This is a genomic window from Nocardioides soli (genome assembly GCF_014191495.1).
GTDB lineage: Bacteria > Actinomycetota > Actinomycetes > Propionibacteriales > Nocardioidaceae > Nocardioides > Nocardioides soli.
The window spans coordinates 137,466-156,663 of record NZ_JACHWR010000004.1; the positions used below are offsets into that span (position 1 = coordinate 137,466).

Annotated in this window: 19 protein-coding genes; 14 read left to right on the forward strand and 5 right to left on the reverse strand. The window is 72.6% G+C overall.

Annotated features, from left to right (window positions below; translation table 11 throughout):
* Nucleotides 1-101: 101 nt before the first annotated feature.
* From FHU40_RS23555 to FHU40_RS23580, 6 genes are all read left to right on the forward strand, one after another.
* The gene (locus FHU40_RS23555; protein ID WP_183594941.1) at nucleotides 102-677 is read left to right on the forward strand and encodes a hypothetical protein; all 576 of its coding nucleotides are present in this window, start codon (nucleotides 102-104) and stop codon (nucleotides 675-677) included.
* A gap of 96 nt (nucleotides 678-773) precedes the next feature.
* Nucleotides 774-1,745: an NAD(P)/FAD-dependent oxidoreductase gene (locus FHU40_RS23560; protein ID WP_183594942.1), complete on the forward strand. Its 972-nt coding sequence runs from the start codon at nucleotides 774-776 to the stop codon at nucleotides 1,743-1,745.
* Between the two features lie 4 nt (nucleotides 1,746-1,749).
* Entirely contained in the window at nucleotides 1,750-1,941 is a 192-nt protein-coding gene (locus FHU40_RS23565) for a ferredoxin (protein ID WP_183594943.1), read from the forward strand.
* Nucleotides 1,942-1,945: 4 nt separating this feature from the next.
* A complete protein-coding gene (locus FHU40_RS23570; protein ID WP_183594944.1) occupies nucleotides 1,946-2,845 on the forward strand; it encodes a 3-oxoacyl-ACP reductase in 900 nt (299 codons plus the stop codon).
* Nucleotides 2,845-3,600 carry a glucose 1-dehydrogenase gene (locus FHU40_RS23575; RefSeq protein ID WP_183594945.1) on the forward strand — a complete coding sequence of 252 codons (756 nt, stop codon included), beginning with the start codon at nucleotides 2,845-2,847 and terminating at the stop codon, nucleotides 3,598-3,600. Before FHU40_RS23570 ends, FHU40_RS23575 begins: the two co-directional genes overlap by 1 nt.
* A gap of 4 nt (nucleotides 3,601-3,604) precedes the next feature.
* Nucleotides 3,605-4,102, forward strand: a complete 498-nt coding sequence (locus FHU40_RS23580) for a pyridoxamine 5'-phosphate oxidase family protein (protein WP_183594946.1) — start codon at nucleotides 3,605-3,607, stop codon at nucleotides 4,100-4,102.
* A 175-nt stretch (nucleotides 4,103-4,277) separates the two neighbouring features.
* On the opposite strand, the gene helR is transcribed toward FHU40_RS23580, so the two are convergent.
* Nucleotides 4,278-6,470, reverse strand: coding sequence for an RNA polymerase recycling motor ATPase HelR (gene helR, locus FHU40_RS23585; RefSeq protein ID WP_183594947.1), 2,193 nt, complete (start codon nucleotides 6,468-6,470; stop codon nucleotides 4,278-4,280).
* Nucleotides 6,471-6,958: 488 nt separating this feature from the next.
* On the opposite strand from helR, the gene FHU40_RS23590 reads away from it, so the two are divergent.
* From FHU40_RS23590 to FHU40_RS23600, 3 genes are all read left to right on the forward strand, one after another.
* Nucleotides 6,959-8,143: a hypothetical protein gene (locus FHU40_RS23590; protein WP_183594948.1), complete on the forward strand. Its 1,185-nt coding sequence runs from the start codon at nucleotides 6,959-6,961 to the stop codon at nucleotides 8,141-8,143.
* Nucleotides 8,144-8,236: 93 nt separating this feature from the next.
* Nucleotides 8,237-8,854 (forward strand): sigma-70 family RNA polymerase sigma factor, encoded by a 618-nt coding sequence (locus tag FHU40_RS23595; protein WP_221200223.1) that lies wholly within the window; start codon nucleotides 8,237-8,239, stop codon nucleotides 8,852-8,854.
* On the forward strand, nucleotides 8,851-10,164 hold the full coding sequence (locus tag FHU40_RS23600; RefSeq protein ID WP_183594949.1) for a hypothetical protein: 1,314 nt from the start codon (nucleotides 8,851-8,853) through the stop codon (nucleotides 10,162-10,164). The genes FHU40_RS23595 and FHU40_RS23600 overlap by 4 nt, the downstream gene beginning before the upstream one ends.
* Nucleotides 10,165-10,191: 27 nt before the next feature.
* On the opposite strand, the gene FHU40_RS23605 is transcribed toward FHU40_RS23600, so the two are convergent.
* Complete coding sequence (locus tag FHU40_RS23605; RefSeq protein ID WP_183594950.1) at nucleotides 10,192-10,797, reverse strand: TetR family transcriptional regulator; 606 nt, start codon at nucleotides 10,795-10,797, stop codon at nucleotides 10,192-10,194.
* 267 nt (nucleotides 10,798-11,064) lie between these two features.
* Between FHU40_RS23605 and FHU40_RS23610 the strand changes: the two genes are divergently transcribed.
* From FHU40_RS23610 to FHU40_RS23620, 3 genes are read left to right on the forward strand one after another with little or no spacing between them, the layout of a single operon-like run.
* Nucleotides 11,065-12,315 carry a glycosyltransferase family 4 protein gene (locus FHU40_RS23610; protein ID WP_183594951.1) on the forward strand — a complete coding sequence of 417 codons (1,251 nt, stop codon included), beginning with the start codon at nucleotides 11,065-11,067 and terminating at the stop codon, nucleotides 12,313-12,315.
* Complete coding sequence (locus tag FHU40_RS23615) at nucleotides 12,302-13,051, forward strand: methyltransferase domain-containing protein (protein WP_183594952.1); 750 nt, start codon at nucleotides 12,302-12,304, stop codon at nucleotides 13,049-13,051. Before FHU40_RS23610 ends, FHU40_RS23615 begins: the two co-directional genes overlap by 14 nt.
* Nucleotides 13,048-14,184, forward strand: a complete 1,137-nt coding sequence (locus tag FHU40_RS23620; protein WP_183594953.1) for a glycoside hydrolase family 15 protein — start codon at nucleotides 13,048-13,050, stop codon at nucleotides 14,182-14,184. Before FHU40_RS23615 ends, FHU40_RS23620 begins: the two co-directional genes overlap by 4 nt.
* On the opposite strand, the gene FHU40_RS23625 is transcribed toward FHU40_RS23620, so the two are convergent.
* Entirely contained in the window at nucleotides 14,143-14,787 is a 645-nt protein-coding gene (locus tag FHU40_RS23625) for a class I SAM-dependent methyltransferase (RefSeq protein WP_343058015.1), read from the reverse strand. The genes FHU40_RS23620 and FHU40_RS23625 overlap by 42 nt on opposite strands.
* A gap of 96 nt (nucleotides 14,788-14,883) precedes the next feature.
* Here FHU40_RS23625 and FHU40_RS23630 point away from each other — a divergent pair, with 96 nt between their 5' ends.
* Nucleotides 14,884-16,932, forward strand: coding sequence for an acyl-CoA dehydrogenase family protein (locus FHU40_RS23630; protein WP_183594954.1), 2,049 nt, complete (start codon nucleotides 14,884-14,886; stop codon nucleotides 16,930-16,932).
* 35 nt (nucleotides 16,933-16,967) lie between these two features.
* Nucleotides 16,968-17,099 carry a hypothetical protein gene (locus FHU40_RS29155; protein ID WP_281374841.1) on the forward strand — a complete coding sequence of 44 codons (132 nt, stop codon included), beginning with the start codon at nucleotides 16,968-16,970 and terminating at the stop codon, nucleotides 17,097-17,099.
* Between the two features lie 12 nt (nucleotides 17,100-17,111).
* Here FHU40_RS29155 and FHU40_RS23635 read toward each other — a convergent pair whose 3' ends face one another.
* Complete coding sequence (locus FHU40_RS23635; RefSeq protein WP_183594955.1) at nucleotides 17,112-17,399, reverse strand: DUF1905 domain-containing protein; 288 nt, start codon at nucleotides 17,397-17,399, stop codon at nucleotides 17,112-17,114.
* A gap of 93 nt (nucleotides 17,400-17,492) precedes the next feature.
* A complete protein-coding gene (locus tag FHU40_RS23640; protein WP_183594956.1) occupies nucleotides 17,493-19,121 on the reverse strand; it encodes a calcium-binding protein in 1,629 nt (542 codons plus the stop codon).
* Between the last annotated feature and the right edge of the window lie 77 nt (nucleotides 19,122-19,198).

Sequence of the window (19,198 nt, forward strand, 5' to 3'; positions counted from 1 at the left end):
ACGGCGGCGCGGGGGGTGGTTTCGAGACAGGCGCTAGCGCGCCTTCCTCAACCACCGAGGGCCCGGTGGTTGAGGTGCGAGGCGCGCCGGCGGAGGAGCCGGTGGTTGAGGTGCGAGGCGCGCCAGCGCCGAGCCTCGAAACCACCCCTGACGCGGAGGGCGGTGGCCGCCGGCGTACGACGTGGATCCTGGTGGCCGTCGTGGTGGTGCTGGCGGCGATCGGCGTCGGGGAGATCGTCTATCTCAACCGCGATCCCGAGCCGACCGTGTCGGCCGCGCGGCCGGTCGTGACCGGCGAGCTCACCCACCGCTCCGCGGTCGAGGCCGCGGCGCGCGCGACCGAGCAGATCCTCTCGACCTCCTACCAGGACTACGACGCGCAGGTCGAGAAGGCCACCGAGCAGATGACCGACACCTTCGCGGAGGAGTACCGCACGACCGCCGACGGCATCAAGGAGCAGTTCGTCGAGCAGCGGACCAAGCTGCAGGTCAAGGCGGTCGCCCAGGGCGTCGTGCAGGCCTCGCCGCGGCAGGTGCAGGCGCTGCTCTTCCTCAACCAGTACGTCGAGAAGGTCCAGGACGGCGCGCCGGCCACGGCGTACGCGCAGTACCGCGCGCTGGTCACCGTGGTGCGCACCGGCCACGGCTGGCTGGTGTCGGACATCGAAACCAAGTAGAGTCGGGAAAAATTAGAACGTGTTATAGTTGAGTCGTTCACCCGAGTGGAGAAGGATCGCGGCGTGCCTTCGTCATCAGTCAATCCTTCGTCAGCGGTGAACACGGTCGAGTCCGACCTCGTCGTGATCGGTGCCGGTCCGACCGGCCTGTTCGCCACCTACTACGCAGGCTTCCGCGGCATGAGTGTCGCCGTGGTCGACTCCCTGCCCGAGCTCGGCGGTCAGATCACCGCCATGTACCCCGAGAAGCAGATCCTCGACGTCGCGGGCTTCCCGTCCGTGAAGGGCCGCGAGCTGGTCGAGGGCCTGGTCGAGCAGGCCGGCACCGCGGAGCCGCGCTACCTGCTCGAGCGCACCGCCTCGACGCTCGTCGAGGACGAGGACGGCGTCACCGTCGGCCTCGACGACGGCACCCAGGTGCGGGCCAAGGCGGTGCTGATCACCGCCGGCATCGGCAAGTTCAGCCCCCGGCCGCTGCCGGCCGGTGAGGGGTGGCTGGGCCGGGGCCTGGAGTTCTTCGTGCCGAGCTTCCAGCCGTACGCCGGGAAGGACGTGGTCATCGTCGGCGGCGGCGACAGCGCGTTCGACTGGGCGCTGCACCTGGAGCCGGTCGCGCAGTCCGTGACGCTCGTGCACCGGCGCGACGCGTTCCGGGCCCACGCGCGCACGGTCGAGGCGGTGCGGGCATCCCGGGTCGAGATCGTCACCAAGGCCGAGGTGTCCGCGATCCGCGGCAACGGCACCGTCGAGTCCGTCGACATCCTCGTCGAGGGCGAGACCACCACCCGCCCGGCGCAGGCGATCGTCGCCGCGCTCGGCTTCGTCGCCGACCTCGGGCCGATCCAGCAGTGGGGCATCGAGGTCAAGAAGCGGCACGTGGTCGTCGACTCCTCGATGCGCACCAACCTGTCGCGGGTCTTCGCCGCCGGAGACATCACCGAGTACCCCGGCAAGGTGCGCCTGATCGCCGTCGGCTTCGGCGAGGCGGCGACGGCGATCAACAACGCGGCCGTCGTGCTCGACCCGAGCGCGCACGTGTTCCCGGGCCATTCGAGTGAAGGGGGCTGAACCCATGAAGATCAAGGTCGACTTCGACCTCTGCGAGTCCAACGGGCTGTGCGAGGCGATGGCGCCCGATGTCTTCGAGCTGGACGACGACGACTATCTCCAGCTCAAGACCGAGGAGACCACACCCGAGAACATCGAAGCGGTCAAGCGCGCCGCGGCAGCCTGCCCGCGCGCGGCGATCTCGCTGGAGGAGTGAGCACGTGTCCGAAGCATCTCTCGACGGTCGGGTCGCGATCGTCACCGGCGCCGGGGCCGGTCTCGGTCGCGCGGAGGCGCTCGCCCTCGCCGACGCCGGGGCCCGGGTCGTGCTCAACGACCTACCCGGCGGCGCGGACGGTACGGCGGAGGAGATCCGCTCCCGCGGCGGCGCGGCCAGCATTGTCGCCGGCGACGTGGGGGAGCGGGCCACCGCCGACGCGCTGCTCGCGGCGGCCGTCGAGGGCTTCGGACGGCTCGACGTGGTGGTCAACAACGCCGGCGTCACCCGCGACCGGATGCTCTTCAACATGAGCGACGAGGAGTGGGACCAGGTGATCCACATCCACCTGCGCGGCCACTTCCTGCTCTCGCGCAACGCGGCCGCCCACTGGCGGGCGCTGGCGAAGCAGACCGGTGGTCCGGTCGGCGCCAGCATCGTGAACACCGCGTCCGAGGCGTTCCTCTCGGGGCCTCCCGGCCAGGCCAACTACGGCGCGGCGAAGGCCGGCATCGCCGCGCTGACGGTCTCCACGGCGCGGGCGATGGCGAGCTCCGGCGTACGCGCGAACGCGATCTGCCCCCGGGCCCGCACCGCGATGACCGCCGACGTCTTCGGTGCGGACACCTCGGGCGAGGAGGTCGACCCCTACTCGCCCGAGCACGTCGCCCCGCTGGTCGCCTACCTCGCCTCCGACGCGGCCGCCCGGATCACCGGGCAGGTCTTCGTCGTGTACGGCGGCATGGTCGCGCTGGTCGGTGCGCCGGTGGTCGAGGAGCGCTTCGACAAGTCCGGCTCGCTCTGGACCGCCGACGACCTCGACAAGCAGCTGGGCGGCTACTTCAGCGACCGGGACCCCTCCGTCGGCTTCGCGGCCGACTCGATCATGAAGCTGACCGTCTGATGGCGCGCTTGGAGGGCAAGGTCGCGATCGTCACCGGCGGCGCGCAGGGCCAGGGCGCCGCGATCGCGCGGGCGTTCGTGGCCGAGGGCGCCGAGGTCGTCATCGCCGACGTCGCCAAGGAGGCCGGGCAGGCGCTGGCCGACGAGCTGGGCGAGCTGGCCCACTTCGCCGAACACGACGTCAGCGACCAGGCGTCGTGGGAGCGGGTCGTCGACGACATCGGCGTGCGCTTCGGCCCGGTCAGCGTGCTCGCCAACAACGCCGGCATCCTGCGCTTCGGCGACATCGAGCGGATGCCCGCCGAGGAGGTCGAGCTGCTCTGGCGGGTCAACCAGCTGGGCTGCTTCCTCGGCATGCAGACGGTCAGCCGGGTGATGTGCCGCGAGGGCCGCGGCTCGATCATCAACGCCTCCTCGGTCGAGGGCCTGGCCGGCATGGCCGGCTGCACGGCGTACGCCGCGACCAAGTGGGCGATCCGGGGCATGACCAAGTGCGCCGCGATGGAGCTCGGCCCGAAGGGGGTCCGGGTCAACTCCGTGCACCCCGGCATGATCGACACGCCGATGACCCGCGTGCACGGGGGCGACGTCGCGATGGAGTTCGGTGCCTCGAAGGTGCCGCTGCGCCGGGTCGGGTACCCCGAGGACATCGCACCGCTCTACGTCTACCTCGCGAGCGACGAGTCGGCGTACGTCAACGGTGCCGAGATCTCCATCGACGGCGGCGTCACGGCGACCCACGCCTTCGGTGGCTGACCACATGGCCAACCAGCGCGCCCAGGTCGTGATGAGCCACGACGAGCAGGTCGAGTTCCTGCACCAGCAGCGGTCCTCGACCCTGGGCACCTTCGGCCCGCAGGGGCAGATCCACCTGGTCGGCATGTGGTACGCCGTGATGGACGACCACATCTGGTTCGAGACCAAGCGGAAGGCGCAGAAGACGCTCAACCTGCGCCGCGACCCGCGCTGCTCGTTCCTCGTCGAGGCCGGGCACACCTACGACCAGCTCCGCGGCGTCGCGATCGAGGGGCGCGGCGTGGTGATCGAGGACGAGGCCGTCGTCTGGGAGGTCTGCGTCAACATCTTCGAGCGCTACCACGGCCCCTACTCCGAGGAGATGCGGCCGTTCGTGGAGTTCATGGCCCACAACCGCGCCGCGATCCGCCTCGACCCCGACCGGGTGCGGTCGTGGGACCACCGCAAGCTCGGCCTCCCCGCCATGGACCTGGGTGGCACCACGGGGGCGTACGTTGGGTAGCCGGCCGGGGTCCGGAGCCGTCGGGACCGTGGGGCGGTGAGCCAGCAACCCTTTCGCCGCGACAGTCGGTTGCCTGCTCACCGCCGGGTGCGGGTGAGCTCCGCTGGCGGTGAGCCAGCAACCTCTCCCACGTCGCAGCTGGTTGCCTGCTCACCGCCGACCCGCCGACCCGCCGTCAGTCGCTGGTCAGCACCACCAGCTGCTGGGTCGCCCGGGTCATCGCGACGTAGCGGTCGACGGCGCCCTCGATGCCCGTGCCGAAGGAGTCGGGGTCGACGAGCACGACGAGGTCGAACTCCAGGCCCTTCGCCAGCTCGGGGGTCAACGAGCGCACCCGGTCGGTGCCGGCGTAAGCCGCCTGGAACGACGGGGCGCCGATCACGCAGCCGGTGCCGTCGGGGTGCTCCGCCGCCCAGGACGCGACGATCGAGTCCAGGTCGGCGGCCGACCCGTGGACGACGGGTCGGCCGTTGCTGCGGATCGACGTCGGCACGTTCGCGTCGGGGATGGCGACCCGGATGACCGGCTCCGCCTCGGCCATCACCTCCTCGGGCGTGCGGTAGTTGATCGTCAGCGATGCGTGCCGGACCTGACCGACGCCGATGCGCTCGAGCCGCTGCTGCCACGACTCCGCGAACCCGTGCCGCGCCTGGGCGCGGTCGCCGACGATGGTGAGGCTGCGCGACGGGCAGCGAAGCAGCAGCATCTGCCACTCGGCGTCGGTCAACTCCTGCGCCTCGTCCACCACGACGTGCGCGAACGGACCCGCCAGCAGGTCCGGGTCGGCGACCGGCGCGACGCTCTCGTCGACGAGAGCGCCCTGGAGGTCCTCGACGCGCAGCATCGACATCACCTTCATCTCGGAGTCGTCGTCGGCGATCAGGTGGTCGACGACGTGCGACATCTCCTCGGCCTGGGCGGCGAGCGCGGCCTCGCGCCGGCGGCGGCGCCGTGACGCCTCGGGGTCGCCGAGGCGCAGCCGGGCGGCGTCGAGCAGCGGCAGGTCCGACCGGGTCCAGGCATGGGGGTCGGTGCGCTGCAGGAGCCGGACCTCCTCGGCGCTCAGCCACGGCGCGCAGCGACGCAGGTACGCCGGCACCGACCACAGGTCGCCGACCAGGTCGTAGGGGTCGACCAGGGTCCAGGCCCGATCGAAGGCGTCGACCAGCGCCCCGTTGCGCAGCAGCGCGCGCCGGAGCTGGTCCTCCGGGATGTCGGCATCGGAGTCGACCTTGTCGAGCAGGATGGCGACGAGCGCCTCCCAGATGTCGTCGCGGGCCTCGTTGTGCGGGGTGCCGGGGTCGACCGCGGCGAACGCCTCGGCCCAGTCGTCGGCGCTGAGCCACAGGTCCACCCAGGGCGTCTCGACCTCCATGCCTTCGGTTGGCGCCTCCTCGTAGAGCCGGACCGCGGGCTCGATCGCGTGCACGATGTCGGCCGTCGACTTCAGCCGGGCGACCTCCGGATCGGCCTCGTCGGGTGCGGACCCGCCCTCGGGCACAAGGTCGCGCACCGTGCAGGTCTGCACACCCTCCTCGCCGAGGCTCGGCAGCACGTCGGCGACGTACGCCAGGTAGGGCCGGTGCGGACCGACGAAGAGCACACCGCCGCGGCGCCCGCCCAGGCGCGGGTCGGCGTACAGCAGGTACGCCGCGCGGTGCAGCGCGACGACCGTCTTGCCGGTGCCCGGTCCACCGTCGACGACCAGCGCGCCGTGCGAGCTGGCGCGGATGATCGCGTCCTGGTCGGCCTGGATCGTGCTCAGCACGTCGCGCATCCGCGGCGACCGGCTGCTGCCGAGGCTCGCGATGAACGCGGAGTCGTCGTCGAGCGCGACCTTGCCGCGCCGCGCGTCCTCCAGCGCCTCGGCGGTGAAGACCTCGTCCCAGTAGTCGGTGACCCGTCCGCCGGTCCAGCGGTAGCGGCGCCGGCTGGCCAGGCCCATCGGCTCGGCGTGGGTGGCCGCGAAGAACGGCTCCGCCGCGGGGGAGCGCCAGTCGACGAGGAGCCGCCGACCGGAGCGGTCGGTGAGGCCCAGGCGTCCGACGTAGACCGCCTCGCCGCCGGTGCCGTCGGGCTTGCCGGAGGTGACGAGGCGGCCCAGGCAGAGGTCCAGGCTGAAGCGACGCAGGGTACGCAGCCGGGCGGTCAGGCGGTGCACCTCCTGGTCGCGGTCGAGCGCCTCCTGGTAGGCGCGTCCGGGTGCCTTCCGGGTGGTGTCGAGCCGTTCGTCGAGGTCCGCGATGGAGTGCTCGAGGCTCTCCGCGATGGCGGCGAAGTGCCGCTCGTCGTCGGCGATCAGGGCCGGGTCGGCCTTGACTGCGAGATGTTCGGGCAGCGCGAACGCGCTGCTCGTCAGAGGGGTCACGTGGTGTCAGCTCCCGTGGGGTGCGAGCGGCCGGAGCGGAGATTGTGCGGCACACCGGGGGCCTTGCCGCAAGACCCCCGGTCGGCTATACCTTGGTAGTGGCGGGAGGGCTTCGGCTCCCCGCCGGTTCTCATTTCGGGCGCAGCGCGGCTGCCGGCTCGCGGTCGGGCTCGTGGTTTGGATAGTCCGTCACGTTTCGGCTGTCGTTTCCGCGTGATCGGCCAGCCATTCGTGACGGACTATCCACGGACGCTCACCGGGCGGTGGTGTTCCACCGGGACGACGTACCTCCCCTCCCGGCCCCAACGAACACCAGCCCACCCCAGATGACCCGGCTCGATGGTTTCGAAGCGTCTCAGGCGCCAGCGCGCCTTCGCACCTCAACCACCGCGGCGGTGCTGCGGGTGTAACGGAATCGGGGTCGCCGACGCTTTGGGTGGTGAGACGCGCTGGACGAGACCACCCGAGGAGGCAGCACCATGGCACCCATGGCCCGCACCCGTGCCTCGTCGTCCTCGTCCGCCGCCACCGTCTCCCGCGGGCTGAGGCATGCGCTCGTCGCCATGGCGCTGGTCGCGACCTCGCTCGTCGGGCTCGGGGCTGTCGGTGTCGCGTCCGGTGCGTCGGCGGGGGCGTCGACAACCGCATCGGTCGCGGCGCCGGCCGCCACCTCGATCTCGATCCGCACGGTGCTGCCCTCGATCACGGTGGGCAGGACCGGCACCGTCGTGGGCAACCTCCGGGTCGCGGGCCTGCCCGCCGAGGGGCGCGAGGTCGCGCTCGAGGCGCGGGCGAAGGGGGAGCAGGTCTTCACCCCGATCGGTGCCGCGGTCGCGGGCGTCCGGGGCAACCTGCGCCTGGACGTGCGTCCCGAGGTGACCACCCGCTACCGGTGGAGCTACGCCGGGGCGGACGACGCCCAGCCGCGGGTCAGCGGCGTCGCGACCCTGCGGGTGCACACCGCGCAGAAGCCGGCGCGGCGGCTGCCGACCACGCTCTCGGCCCGTGCGGTCCGCGGGGTGGTGCCGGCCGGCGGTCGCAGCGTGCTCCGCGGCACGCTCCGCGCGGGCGAGACCGTGCTCGCGGGCAAGTCCGTGGTGCTGCTGTCGCGCACCGCGACGCAGCGGAGCTGGCAGTTCCGCACCGGCCACCGCACCGGACGCCAGGGCCGGGTCGCCTTCCGGGTGTGGCCGAAGGTGCGTACGACCTACCGGCTCGCGTACGCCGGCTCCGCGACCTTCCGCCCCACGACCAGCGCGATCGTCGAGGTCGACGTCCGGCCGACGGTGACGATCGTCGTCGAGCCTCCGGAGATCGAGCGGGGGGAGAGCACGCTGGTCGCGGGGACCGTCGTCCACGGCGAGAGCCCGGTCGCGGGTGCCACCGTCGCGCTGGCCGCGCGGACCCTCCAGCCCAAGACGCCGTGGACGGTCGTGAGCACCGGCACCAGCACCGCCGACGGCACGGTCACCTTCACGGTCACCCCGGAGAGCACGACCCGCTACCGGTTGCGGGTCGCCCCGGTGGCCGGCCTCCCCGGCGGGCGCAGCCGCGCCGTCGAGGTCCACGTCCGGGCACCGGGCACCGACTACCGTCGGTCGTACGCCGGGACGGGCCCTGCCTCGCGCAGCGGAGTCAGCGCGGCTCCCATGAGAGCGGGGCCGATCCGATGAGGCCTCCCGGTGACACCCTTAGGAGCTGAGCTGGACGCGACCAACGATCGGCGCCTGCCACGTCGACCCGGGACGTCACCGTCCCGGGCCGACGTGCGTGCGCCGGTGGTCGAGCTCGACGACTTCCGTGACCACGACGAGCCGATGACCGAGCTGGAGCTCGCGCTGGTCGCGGCCCGAGCGGGGGACGAGGCCGGGTTCGCGACCCTGTGGCGCGACCTGCATCCGCGGCTCCTCCGCTACCTGCGGGTGCGCGGCGACGAGGGCGCCGAGGACCTCGCCGCGGAGACCTGGATGCACGTGGTCAAGGGGCTGGCGGCGTTCGAGGGCGGACTGGCCGACTTCCGCGCCTGGCTGTTCACGATCGCCCGGCACCGGGCCATCGACCAGGGCCGGGCCCGTTCCCGGGGCCTGAGCGTGGTGCCGGTGGCCGACCCGGCCGAGGCCGCCGCCCGGGAGACGACGGCCCCCAGCGCCGAGGACGACGCCGCGGAGAACCAGGCCACGGCCGCCGCGCTCCGCCTGGTCGCCACGCTGCCACCCGCGCAGGCCGAGATGGTGATGCTCCGGGTGGTGGCCGGACTCGACGTCGCCCATGTCGCGAGCCTGCTGGACAAGAGACCGGGCGCCGTACGCGTGGGCGTCCACCGAGCACTGAAGACACTGTCCCGGACCGCCGGGCCCCGACCGGAAGGAGGCGAGGAGTCATGAACGGCGACGAGCACGACGAGGCGTCGCTGGAGCGTGCACTCCGCGCCCCCGGTACGCCGTCCGAGCTGTCCGAGGAGGAGCGGTACGTCGCGATGTTCCGCGCCGCCCGGGCCACCGACGCGGCGCCGACGCCGGCGCCGGGTGGGGCGCGTCGGGCCGCGATCCGGCGCCTCGGCGCCGGCTCGACGTTGGCCGTCGTCTTCGCGGTGGCCAGTGCGGGGGTTGCCGCGGCGTACTCCAGCAGCCTGCCGGATCCCGTGCAGCGGGCCTTCCACTCGGTGCTGGCGCCGATCGGCGTCCCGCCGTCCGACTCGCAGCGTCAGGCGACCGCCCAGGAGGCCCGCACCACGCCGGAGCCGACCCCGCCGGACGCCTCGGCGGCACCGTCGCCGGCGTCGCCCACGACGTCGGCCTCCGCTGATCCGTCGACCGGGCCGTCGCCGTCGTCGTCCGAGTCGGCGTCGCCCACGACCGCGGCCGACAGCGCGTCGCCGTCGGCCGACCCCAGCGGGTCCGCGACCCCGACCGACTCGGCGTCGCCCTCGGCGACGGACCCGGCGTCGCCCACGACCGACCCGACCGACCCGGTCCCCACCAGCCCGACCGGGGCGCCGACGACGTCGCCGAGCCCGACGACGACCCCGACCGCCCAGCCCAGTCAGCCTACGCCGACGGTCCCGCCCGTCGCGCCGCCCGCCTCGGTCAGCATCGTCTCCGCGGGCGCGGGCCAGCGGGTCGCCCCCGGCGGCACGGCGGTGGTCGCCGGTCAGGTGCGGGCCGCCGACGGCACCCCCGTGGCCAGCGTCTCGGTGGTGCTCCAGGCGCGTGGGAGCAGCGGCTGGCACCGGATCTCGGTCGCGCGCACCGCGGCCGACGGGTCGGTCTCGATGGCCACCGGCCCGCTGCAGCAGTCGACGTCGGTGCGACTGCGCGCGGGCGGCGTGGCCAGCCCGGCCTGGCGCCTCGTCCTGCAGCCGACGCTGGTCGCCTCGGCCCAGACCCAGGGCGCCGTCACCAGCCTGAGCGTCAGCGCGACCGGTGGCCGCGCCGGCGACTCCGTCGTGCTCCTGGTCCGACGCGACGGACTGCTCGTGCAGCAGGCGCGCGGCGTGCTCGACGCGGCCGGCACCGCCCGATTCGACGTGCCGACGCCGGCGCGACTGACCAGGTACGTCGTACGCCTGCCGGCGACGCCGACCCACGCGTTCGCGCAGACCAGGCTCGCGGTGACCCCGGGCACGACGCCGTCGCCGTCACCCTCCGCGTCGCCGTCGCCCTCCGGATCGGCCTCGGCGTCACCTTCGCCCTGAGCCCACGAGGCCCTGGGGCCGGGGAGGTCAGTCGCGCAGCAGCAGCCTGACCGCGACCTCGATCTGCTGACCGGTCTCGGCGGCCGACGTGCGGCCGGTGACCCAGCCGACGAGCGCGGAGAGCCACACGTCGCCGATCACCCTCGCGATCGCGACGTCCTCCTCGGTGAGCTCGTCGTGGCCCTCGGGGTACATCGCCCGGGTCAGCATCGAGGTCAGCAGCATGCCGACCTGGTGGATCTCGGTGGCCACCGAGGCGTCGGCGAACATGAACGCGCGGGTCAGCGCCTCGGTGAGCTGCGGGTCGCTCTGCATGCCGCGGGTGGTGCGCTTGAGCGCGGTGATCACCCGCTCGGCGGCGGTGTCGCCCTCGACCGGCCGCTCGCGCATCGCGGTCTCGGTGCGCTCGAACTCGCGTTGCAGGGCCGAGACCAACAGGTGGATCTTGGAGGGGAAGTAGCGGTAGAGCGTGCCCAGGGCCACGTCAGCCCGTTCGGCGACCGCGCGCATCTGGACGGCGTCGAAGCCGCCCTGGGACGCGAGCTGGATCGTGGCGTCGAGGATGCGCTTGCGCCGGTCACGCTGCGCGGCCGAGCCGAGATCTTCCACAGCCAGCGAGTTGGCGGTGCTCACACGGGACCCCCGTAGGTGTTGTCATGGTCGCCACCACTCGTCGGTGACGGAACTACGTGATCCACCGAGTCTAGTGACGCTCCCGGCCGTTCTCCGGCAGCGTCCCGCCGGGACCGACTCCGTGATGTCGCGACTAGGCTAACAATCCATGGTCTAAAATAGGAACACGTTCCACTTTGGTTGGCCCGGTGTCATCGCATCCGGCCCACGCGGAGCCCACGGAATACCCACGGAAGACCCACGGAGTCCCAGGGAGAGAGGGTGCGGATGCGAGTCGCATTGCTGTCCTATCGGAGCAAGCCGCACTGCGGTGGCCAGGGCATCTACATCCGGCACCTCAGCCGCGAGCTGACCAACCTCGGCCACACCGTCGAGGTGTTCTCCGGGCAGCCCTACCCCGAGCTCGACCCCGGCGTGAAGCTCACGAAGCTGCCGAGCCTCGACCTCTACCGCGAGCCCGACCCGTTCCGGGTGCCGAAGCGCCAGGAGTTCCGCGACCGGATCGACGTCGAGGAGTTCCTCACCATGTGTGCGGCCGGCTTCCCCGAGCCGAAGACGTTCAGCCTCCGCGCCGTACGCGCCCTGAAGGACCGGGTCGACGACTTCGACATCGTCCACGACAACCAGGTGCTCGGCTACGGCATGCTCGAGATCGAGAAGCTCGGACTGCCGCTGATCACCACGCTGCACCACCCGATCAGCTACGACCGGCGCATCGATATCCGGGCGACCCGCAACCCCTGGCGCAAGCTCACGCTCACCCGCTGGTACGGCTTCGTGAAGATGCAGTCCCGGGTGGCCCGGCGGGCCCGCAGGATCCTGACCCCGTCGGAGACGTCGCGGCGCGACATCGCCCGCGACTTCGGCGTCGACCCGGCCCGGATGCAGGTGATCCTGCTCGGCGTCGACGACGTCTTCGTGCCGCCGACCAAGCCCCGCGTGCCCGGCCGGCTGATGGCGATGGCCAGCGCCGACGCGCCGATGAAGGGGATCGCCACGCTGCTGGAGGCGTTCGCGAAGCTGCGCACCGAGCGCGACGTCGAGCTGTTCCTGGTCACCAAGCCCAAGGCGGGCGGCCGCACCGAGCGCCTGATCGAGAAGCTCTCGATCGGCGACTCGGTGCGCTTCGTCCACGGCGTCAGCGACGCCGAGCTCGTCGAGCTGATGGGCTCGGCCGAGGTGGCCTGCGTGCCGTCGCTCTACGAGGGCTTCTCGCTGCCGACCGCGGAGCTGATGGCGTGCGGCACCCCGCTGGTGGTCTCCGACGCGGGCGCGATCCCCGAGGTGGTCGGCCCCGACGGGGTCTGCGCCGACCTGGTCACCCCGGGCGACGTGGGCGAGCTCGAGAAGGCCATCGGCGCGCTGCTCGACGACCCCGAGCGCCGGGAGCGGTACGGCGCCGCCGGCCGCCGCCGCGTCGAGGAGATGTTCAGCTGGCGCGCGGTCGCCCAGCAGGTCGCCGCGGCGTACGAGGACGTGATCGAGGACTACCGGAAGGACACCAGTGCTCACCGTTGACTTCGACCGGCTCGGGCTGCGCCCGGGCGAGCGGGTGCTCGACATGGGCGCCGGCGGCGGCCGGCACGCCTTCGAGATGTACCGGCGCGGCGCCGACGTGGTCGCCTTCGACATGGACGCCGACGAGCTGGCCGGCGTGCTGGACATCTTCGGGGCGATGAAGGAGCAGGGCGAGGTCCCGGAGGGGGCGAGCGCGGACATCAAGCAGGGCGACGCCCTCGAGCTGCCCTTCGCCGACGGCGAGTTCGACCGGATCGTCGCCGCCGAGGTGCTCGAGCACATCCACGCCGACGTCGACGCGATCAAGGAGCTGGTGCGGGTCCTGCGCCCCGGCGGCACCCTGGCCATCTCGGTGCCGCGCTGGCTGCCCGAGGTCATCAACTGGAAGCTCTCCGACGACTACCACAACGCCCAGGGCGGCCACATCCGGATCTACACCGACCACGAGCTGATCGACAAGGTCACCAAGGCCGGGCGTTTCAACGACGGCACGCCCGGCGACGCGATGATCTTCGAGGGCAAGGACTACGCCCACGGCCTGCACGCGCCGTACTGGTGGATCAAGTGCGCCGTCGGCGTCGAGAACGACGACCACCCGCTCGCGAAGGCGTACCACAAGCTGCTGGTCTGGGAGATCATGAAGCAGCCCAGGACCCTCCGGGTGGCCGGCAAGGTGCTCGACCCGCTCATCGGCAAGAGCATGGTGCTGTACTTCCGCAAGCCGGAGCCCGCATGAGCGAGCCCCTCGCCCGGCTCCCGTACGTCGAGGGCGTCGTCTCGGCCGAGCAGGTCGCGGCGACCGCGGCGTCGATCGTGGCGATGCAGGAGCCCTGGGGCGCGGTGCCGTGGACGGTCGGCGAGCACGTCGACATGTGGAACCACGTCGAGGCCGCGATGGCGATGCTCGTCGGGGGCGAGGTCGAGGCCGCGGAGCGCGCCTACGCCTGGATGCCGGCGCTCCAGCGCCCGGACGGGTCGTTCCCGATGAAGATCGTGAACGGCGTGCCCGAGGACGAGCGCGGCGACGTGAACATGACGGCGTACCTCGCGGTCGGCGTCTGGCACCACTGGCTGGTACGCCGGGACAGCGGGTTCGTGCGCCGCTACTGGCCGATCGTGCGGGCCGCGCTCGACTGGGTGGTCTCGCAGCAGGTCGCGTGGGGCGGCATCAACTGGACGCCGACCGAGGACTTCTGCCTGCTCACCGGCAACTCGAGCATCTACCACTCGCTGCGCGCCGGGGTCGCCCTCGCCGACCTGCTCGACGACCCCCAGCCCGAGTGGGAGCTGGCCGGCGGCCGGCTCGGCCACGCCGTGCGCGCGCACCGCGACCTGTTCGAGGACAAGTCGACCTACTCCATGGACTGGTACTACCCGGTGCTCGGCGGCGCGGTCCGCGGCCGGGCCGCCTTCGAGCTGCTCGACAGCCGCTGGGACGACTTCGTCGTGCCCGGCCTCGGGATCCGCTGCGTCGACACCAACCCGTGGGTGACCGGCGCGGAGACCTGCGAGCTCGCGATGGCGCTGGACCTCCTCGGCGACCACCGCCGCGCCCTGACCCTGCTGCGCGACATGCAGCACCTGCGCGAGGACGACGGCCGCTACTGGACCGGCTGGGTCTACGGCGACGCCGCCGACGAGGCCGCGGCGGGGGAGCCGCGTAACGTGCACTGGCCGGTCGAGCACACGACGTACACCGCGGCGGCGATGATCCTCGCGGTCGACGCGCTCGGCGAGTCCAGCGGGCACAGCACGCCCGGCTCGGGGATCATGCGGGGCACCTCGCTGGCGCACTTCGCCGAGCTGGCGCTCGAGTGCGGCTGCCCCTCAGCCGACGCGGTCTCCAGCGTCCCCCGACACACGTCGTAGCACCCGCATCGAGCCGAGCGTCTCCACGTCGGCGAAGGCGCCGCTCTCGAGCGCGCGCAGGTAGACGTGGTACGGCGGCTGCCCGCCGTCCGCGGGGTCGGGGAACACGTCGTGGATGACCAGCAGTCCGTCCCGCATGATCCAGGGCGCCCAGCCGGAGTAGTCGTTCTGCGCGTGCACCTCGGCATGCCCGCCGTCGATGAACAGCAGCGACAGGGGCGTGCGCCAGTGCGCGCTCACGGTCGTGCTCCGGCCGATCACCGCCACGACCTGGTCCTCCAGGCCGGCGCGGGCGATCGTTCTGCGGAAGACCGGCAGCGTGTCCATCAGCCCGAACTCGTCGTCGACCAGCGTCGCGTCGTGGTGCTCCCAGCCGGCCTGGTTCTCCTCCGACCCGCGGTGATGGTCGACCGTGAAGACCGTCCCACCGATCTCGCGTGCCGCCGCCCCGAGGTAGATCGCCGACTTGCCGCAGTACGTGCCCACCTCGAGCGCCGGCCCGTGGGGTAGCCGCTCCCGGGCGTACCGGTGCAGCAGCAGCCCCTCGTCCTCGGGCATGAAGCCCTTCGCGTCGAGCGCGTGGTCGATCCAGTCGGTGCTCACGGCGCCGACTCTAGTAGGATTGGAACACGTTCTAGTTCCTCGGTGGTTGAGGTGCGAGCGAAGCGAGCCTCGAAACCACCGATCCCGGAGGGGTAGATGTCGATCGGGATCTCCGACGAGCACGTCGAGCTCGCGTCCAGCCTGCGCAAGTGGGCGGCCGACCTGCGGGGCCGCGACCTCGCGCGCGCAGCCGAGGGCGATGCCGAGGCCACCTTCGCGCCGGCGTGGGCGGCGCTCCAGGAGATGGGCGTGGCGACCATCGGGCTGCCCGAGGACGTCGGCGGGGGCGGGGGCTCGCCGCTCGACGTCGCGGTGGCGCTGGAGGCGTGCGCCCACGAGCTGGTCCCCGGGCCGCTGCTCGGCCCGAGCGTCGCCGCCGCGGTGCTGGGCGAGCTGCCCGAGAACTCCGTGGTCGGTCTTGCGCTCGGCGACCTGGTCTGGGACGCACCCTCGGCGACCCACGTGCTCGCCGACGTCGGCGGCTGGCGGCTGCTGCCGCGCTCGGCCGTGGAGATCGCGCCGGAGACCGGCCTCGACCTGACCCGGCGCTTCGGGCGGCTGCGCGTCCTCGACGCCGCCGCCGGCGCCGCGGTCGATGTCACGACCGATCGGGTACGCCGGACGGCCGTCACGCTCGCCGCGGCCGAGGCCGCGGGCATCGCGCGCTGGTGCCTGGCGACGGCGGTGGAGTACGCGCAGGTGCGCGAGCAGTTCGGCCAGAAGATCGGGTCCTTCCAGGCGATCAAGCACCTCTGCGCCGAGATGCTCGAGACCGCGGAGGCGGTGACCGCGGCGGCATGGGACGTCGCGGCGGTCGCGTCCGGAGACGACGAGCAGTGGGCGTTCGCCGCCGAGGTGGCCGCCGTGATCGCGTTCGACGGGGCGGTCGAGGTCGCCAAGTCGTGCATCCAGGTGCTCGGCGGGATCGGCTTCACCTTCGAGCACGACGCGCACCTCTACCTGCGCCGCGCGCTGACCCTGCGCGCCCTGGTGGGAGAGGGCGACGCGGCCGCCGAGCGGCTGACAGCGGCGGCCGTCGACGGCGTACGCCGCCGGGTGCGGCTCGACCTCGACGGCCGCGACGAGCCGATCCGCGCGGACATCCGCGCGACGGTCGCGCAGATCGCGGAGCGGCCCGAGAGCGAACGGCGCGCGGCGCTGGTCGAGACCGGCTTCCTGACACCCCACTGGCCCGCGCCGTACGGCCTGGGCGCCGACGCGGTCACCCAGATCGTCATCGACCAGGAGCTCGCCGCCGCCGGGCTGACCCGGCCGGACATCGTGATCGCCGGGTGGGCGGTGCCGACGATCCTGGAGCACGGCACCGAGGAGCAGCGCGAACGGTTCGTGCGCCCGTCGCTGCTCGGCGAGCTGACCTGGTGCCAGCTCTTCTCCGAGCCGGGCGCCGGGTCGGACCTGGCGTCGCTGCGGACCCGGGCGACGAGGGTCGAGGGCGGCTGGCGGCTGTCGGGGCAGAAGGTCTGGAACTCCGTGGCCGAGCGCGCCGACTGGGGCATCTGCCTGGCGCGCACGAACCCCGACGCCCCCAAGCACAAGGGCATCACCTACTTCCTCGTCGACATGCGCAACAGCGAGGGCGTCGACGTCCGGCCGCTGCGGGAGATCACGGGGGAGGCCCTGTTCAACGAGGTGTTCCTCGACGACGTGTTCGTGCCCGACTCGATGGTGGTCGGCGCCGTGGACGACGGCTGGCGACTGGCCCGCACCACGCTCGCCAACGAGCGGGTGGCGATGGCGAGCGCCCGGCTCTCGAAGAGCACCGAGCGCGCGATCGAGCTGGCGGCGACCGGCGTCACCGCCGCCCAGCGGGTCGCGGTCGGGCACTCGGTCGCGCTCGCAACCGTCTGCTCGCTGCTGGGGGTGCGAGCCACGCTGCGCTCGCTCGCCGGACAGGGCCCCGGCGCGGAGTCGAGCGTCGCCAAGCTGCTCGGCGTCCGCAACCGGCAGGACGGCGCCGAGCTCGTCGTCTCCCTGCACGGCGACGCCGTGCTGGTCGACGACTCCGACGAGGTGCGGGCCGACGTCTGGGAGCTGCTCAACACCCGCTGTCTGTCGATCGCCGGCGGTACGACGCAGATCCTGCGCAACGTCGCGGGCGAACGGATCCTGGGGCTGCCGCGCTAGACCAGCGCCGGCTTCCGGACCGCGCCCGTCGGCTGGTGGGTGCCGACGTCGAGACCGAGGGCTACACGGTCACCGGCGCGGGCGCACCGACGGAGGTGGGCGCCGACCTGGGTGCCGTCGTCGTGGGCCGCGACCGGGTCGAACGCGTGGTGCGACGTACCCGATGATCCGCAAGCGGGTCACACGTCGATGACCAGCCCGATGGCCACCCGATCGCCGATGCCGACGTTCTCCTTGCGGCGTACGGCCGCCTTGAGCGGCACGATGTAGCCGCCGTCCTTGGGCCAGAGCGACGTCGTCCAGGTCGAGCCGCCGAGCCGGACGGTCACCGGGATCATGCCCCAGCCGTAGGTGACCGCCGCCGCGACGTCGTCGAGCTGGGCGGCGTCGTCCTCGGGCACCCAGACGAAGTGATGGGGCGCGGGCCCGCGCCAGAACCACACGTCGCCGGAGAACTCCAGGTCCATGTCAGGACCCTACGACGTGCGAACCGGGCGGTGGCGCGACGCGCCACCGCCCGGTCGTCCCCCACATCGGGGCGCACGCGGTCCGGGGTGCACTCAGCAGGAGTGCCGGACCTCCACCGCGATGCAGGTGTCGTTGCCGGCCCCGCCGTAGGCGACGTCGCGGCCCTTGCCACCGTGCAGCGTGTCGGCGCCGCCACGGCCGTACAGCACGTCGCGGCCGCCGTTGCCGCGCAGGTGGTCGGCGCGGCTGCTGCCGTAGAGCCGGTCGTTGAACGGCGAGCCCTGGACCGCCTCGAAGTCACGTGCGGGCACGCGCGTCCAGCGCGGGCTCTGCGACGTCGGCCGGAGGACGACCCGGCCGGCCTCGAGGTCGACGACGGTGCCGCCGTCGAGGGTGCGCAGGTCGATCGTGTCTCGGCCCGGGCCACCGTTGATCCGGTCGCCGTTCTTCTTCTTGGCGGTGGTCCACACGACGATGCGGTCCCGGCCCGCGTCACCGAAGAGCCGGATGCCCTGGCCCGCCTTCTCGGGCGCGGGGTCCTGGCTGGTGCGGAGCACGTCCTTGCCCGGTCCGCCGCGCGCGGTGCCGTAGTTGACGACCTCGATCGTGTCGGCGCCCCAGCCGCCCTTGACCGTCCCGCCGTTCTGCACGATGTCGTCGTTGCCCGAGCCGGCGTTGACGGTCGACTTGATGGCGGTGATCTTGTCGTTGCCCGTGCCGCCCTTGGCCTTGGACGACGTCAGGTGGAGCACGTCGTCCCCGGCCCCGGCGTCGACCGTCGAGGAGGTGGCGGTGATGGTGTCGTTGCCGTTGCCGCCCTTGACCGTCGATGAGGTCGCCGTCACGGTGTCGTCGCCGTCACCGGCGTCGACCGTCGACGAGGTCGCGGTGATGGTGTCGTTGCCGGCGCCGCCGAGCACGCTCTTCGCGCCGTCGGCCTTGATCACGTCGTCGCCGCCCTTGGCGTCGACCGTGTCGCCGGTGCCCGCCTCGATGTAGTTGGCCGTGTCGGTGCCGACGATCGTGTCCGCGGCCGGCGAGCCCACGACGTTGACCACGTTGGTCAGCGTGTCGGTGCCGTTGCCGGTCGCCGTGCCCGCGGTGAGGTCGACCGTGACCGGGCCGGTGGCGTCCGCGTAGCTCAGCAGCGCGGTGCCACCGCCGTCCACGGTGTCGTCGCCCGCGCCGGGCAGGACGGTCGGATACGCGCCGTTCTCGGCCGCCGGATCGGTGGCCACGCCCGCGGCGACGGTGATCTTGTCGTTGCCCGCGCCGCCCCGCGCGACCGTCGTGCGGGAGGTGACGCTGATCGTGTCGTTGCCGTCGCCGCCGGTGAGCTCGCCGCCGAGCAGCGGGTCGCTGCCGGCGGTCCGGTCCTCGATGACGTCGTCGCCCGCGCCGCCGTCGATCTTCGGCGTGGCGCTGGTCTCGGCGTGGATCTTGTCGTTGCCGTCGCCGGCGTTGACGACGGGGCTCTGGCTGTCGCCTAGGCAGATGACGTCGTCGCCGCCGAGGCCGTTGATCGTCACCCGGTCGAACCCGGCGGTCGAGATCACGTCGGCACCGGCGGTGCCCTCGACGACCTGGTCATTGGCCGCGGCCGCGATCGTGACCTCCTGCCCCTGGCACATCAACGGGTCGGCGGCGGTGGCCGCGCTGATCGGTACGACGGACAGTGAGAGTGCCGTGATGGCAGCCGCGCTAAGCGCGATATGGCGCATGGGTTCCTCCCGAACTCGTTTCATCGGTCACTCATGCACAGCGCGGTCGGTGCCCGTTGCGTTACATCGCCGGTGGT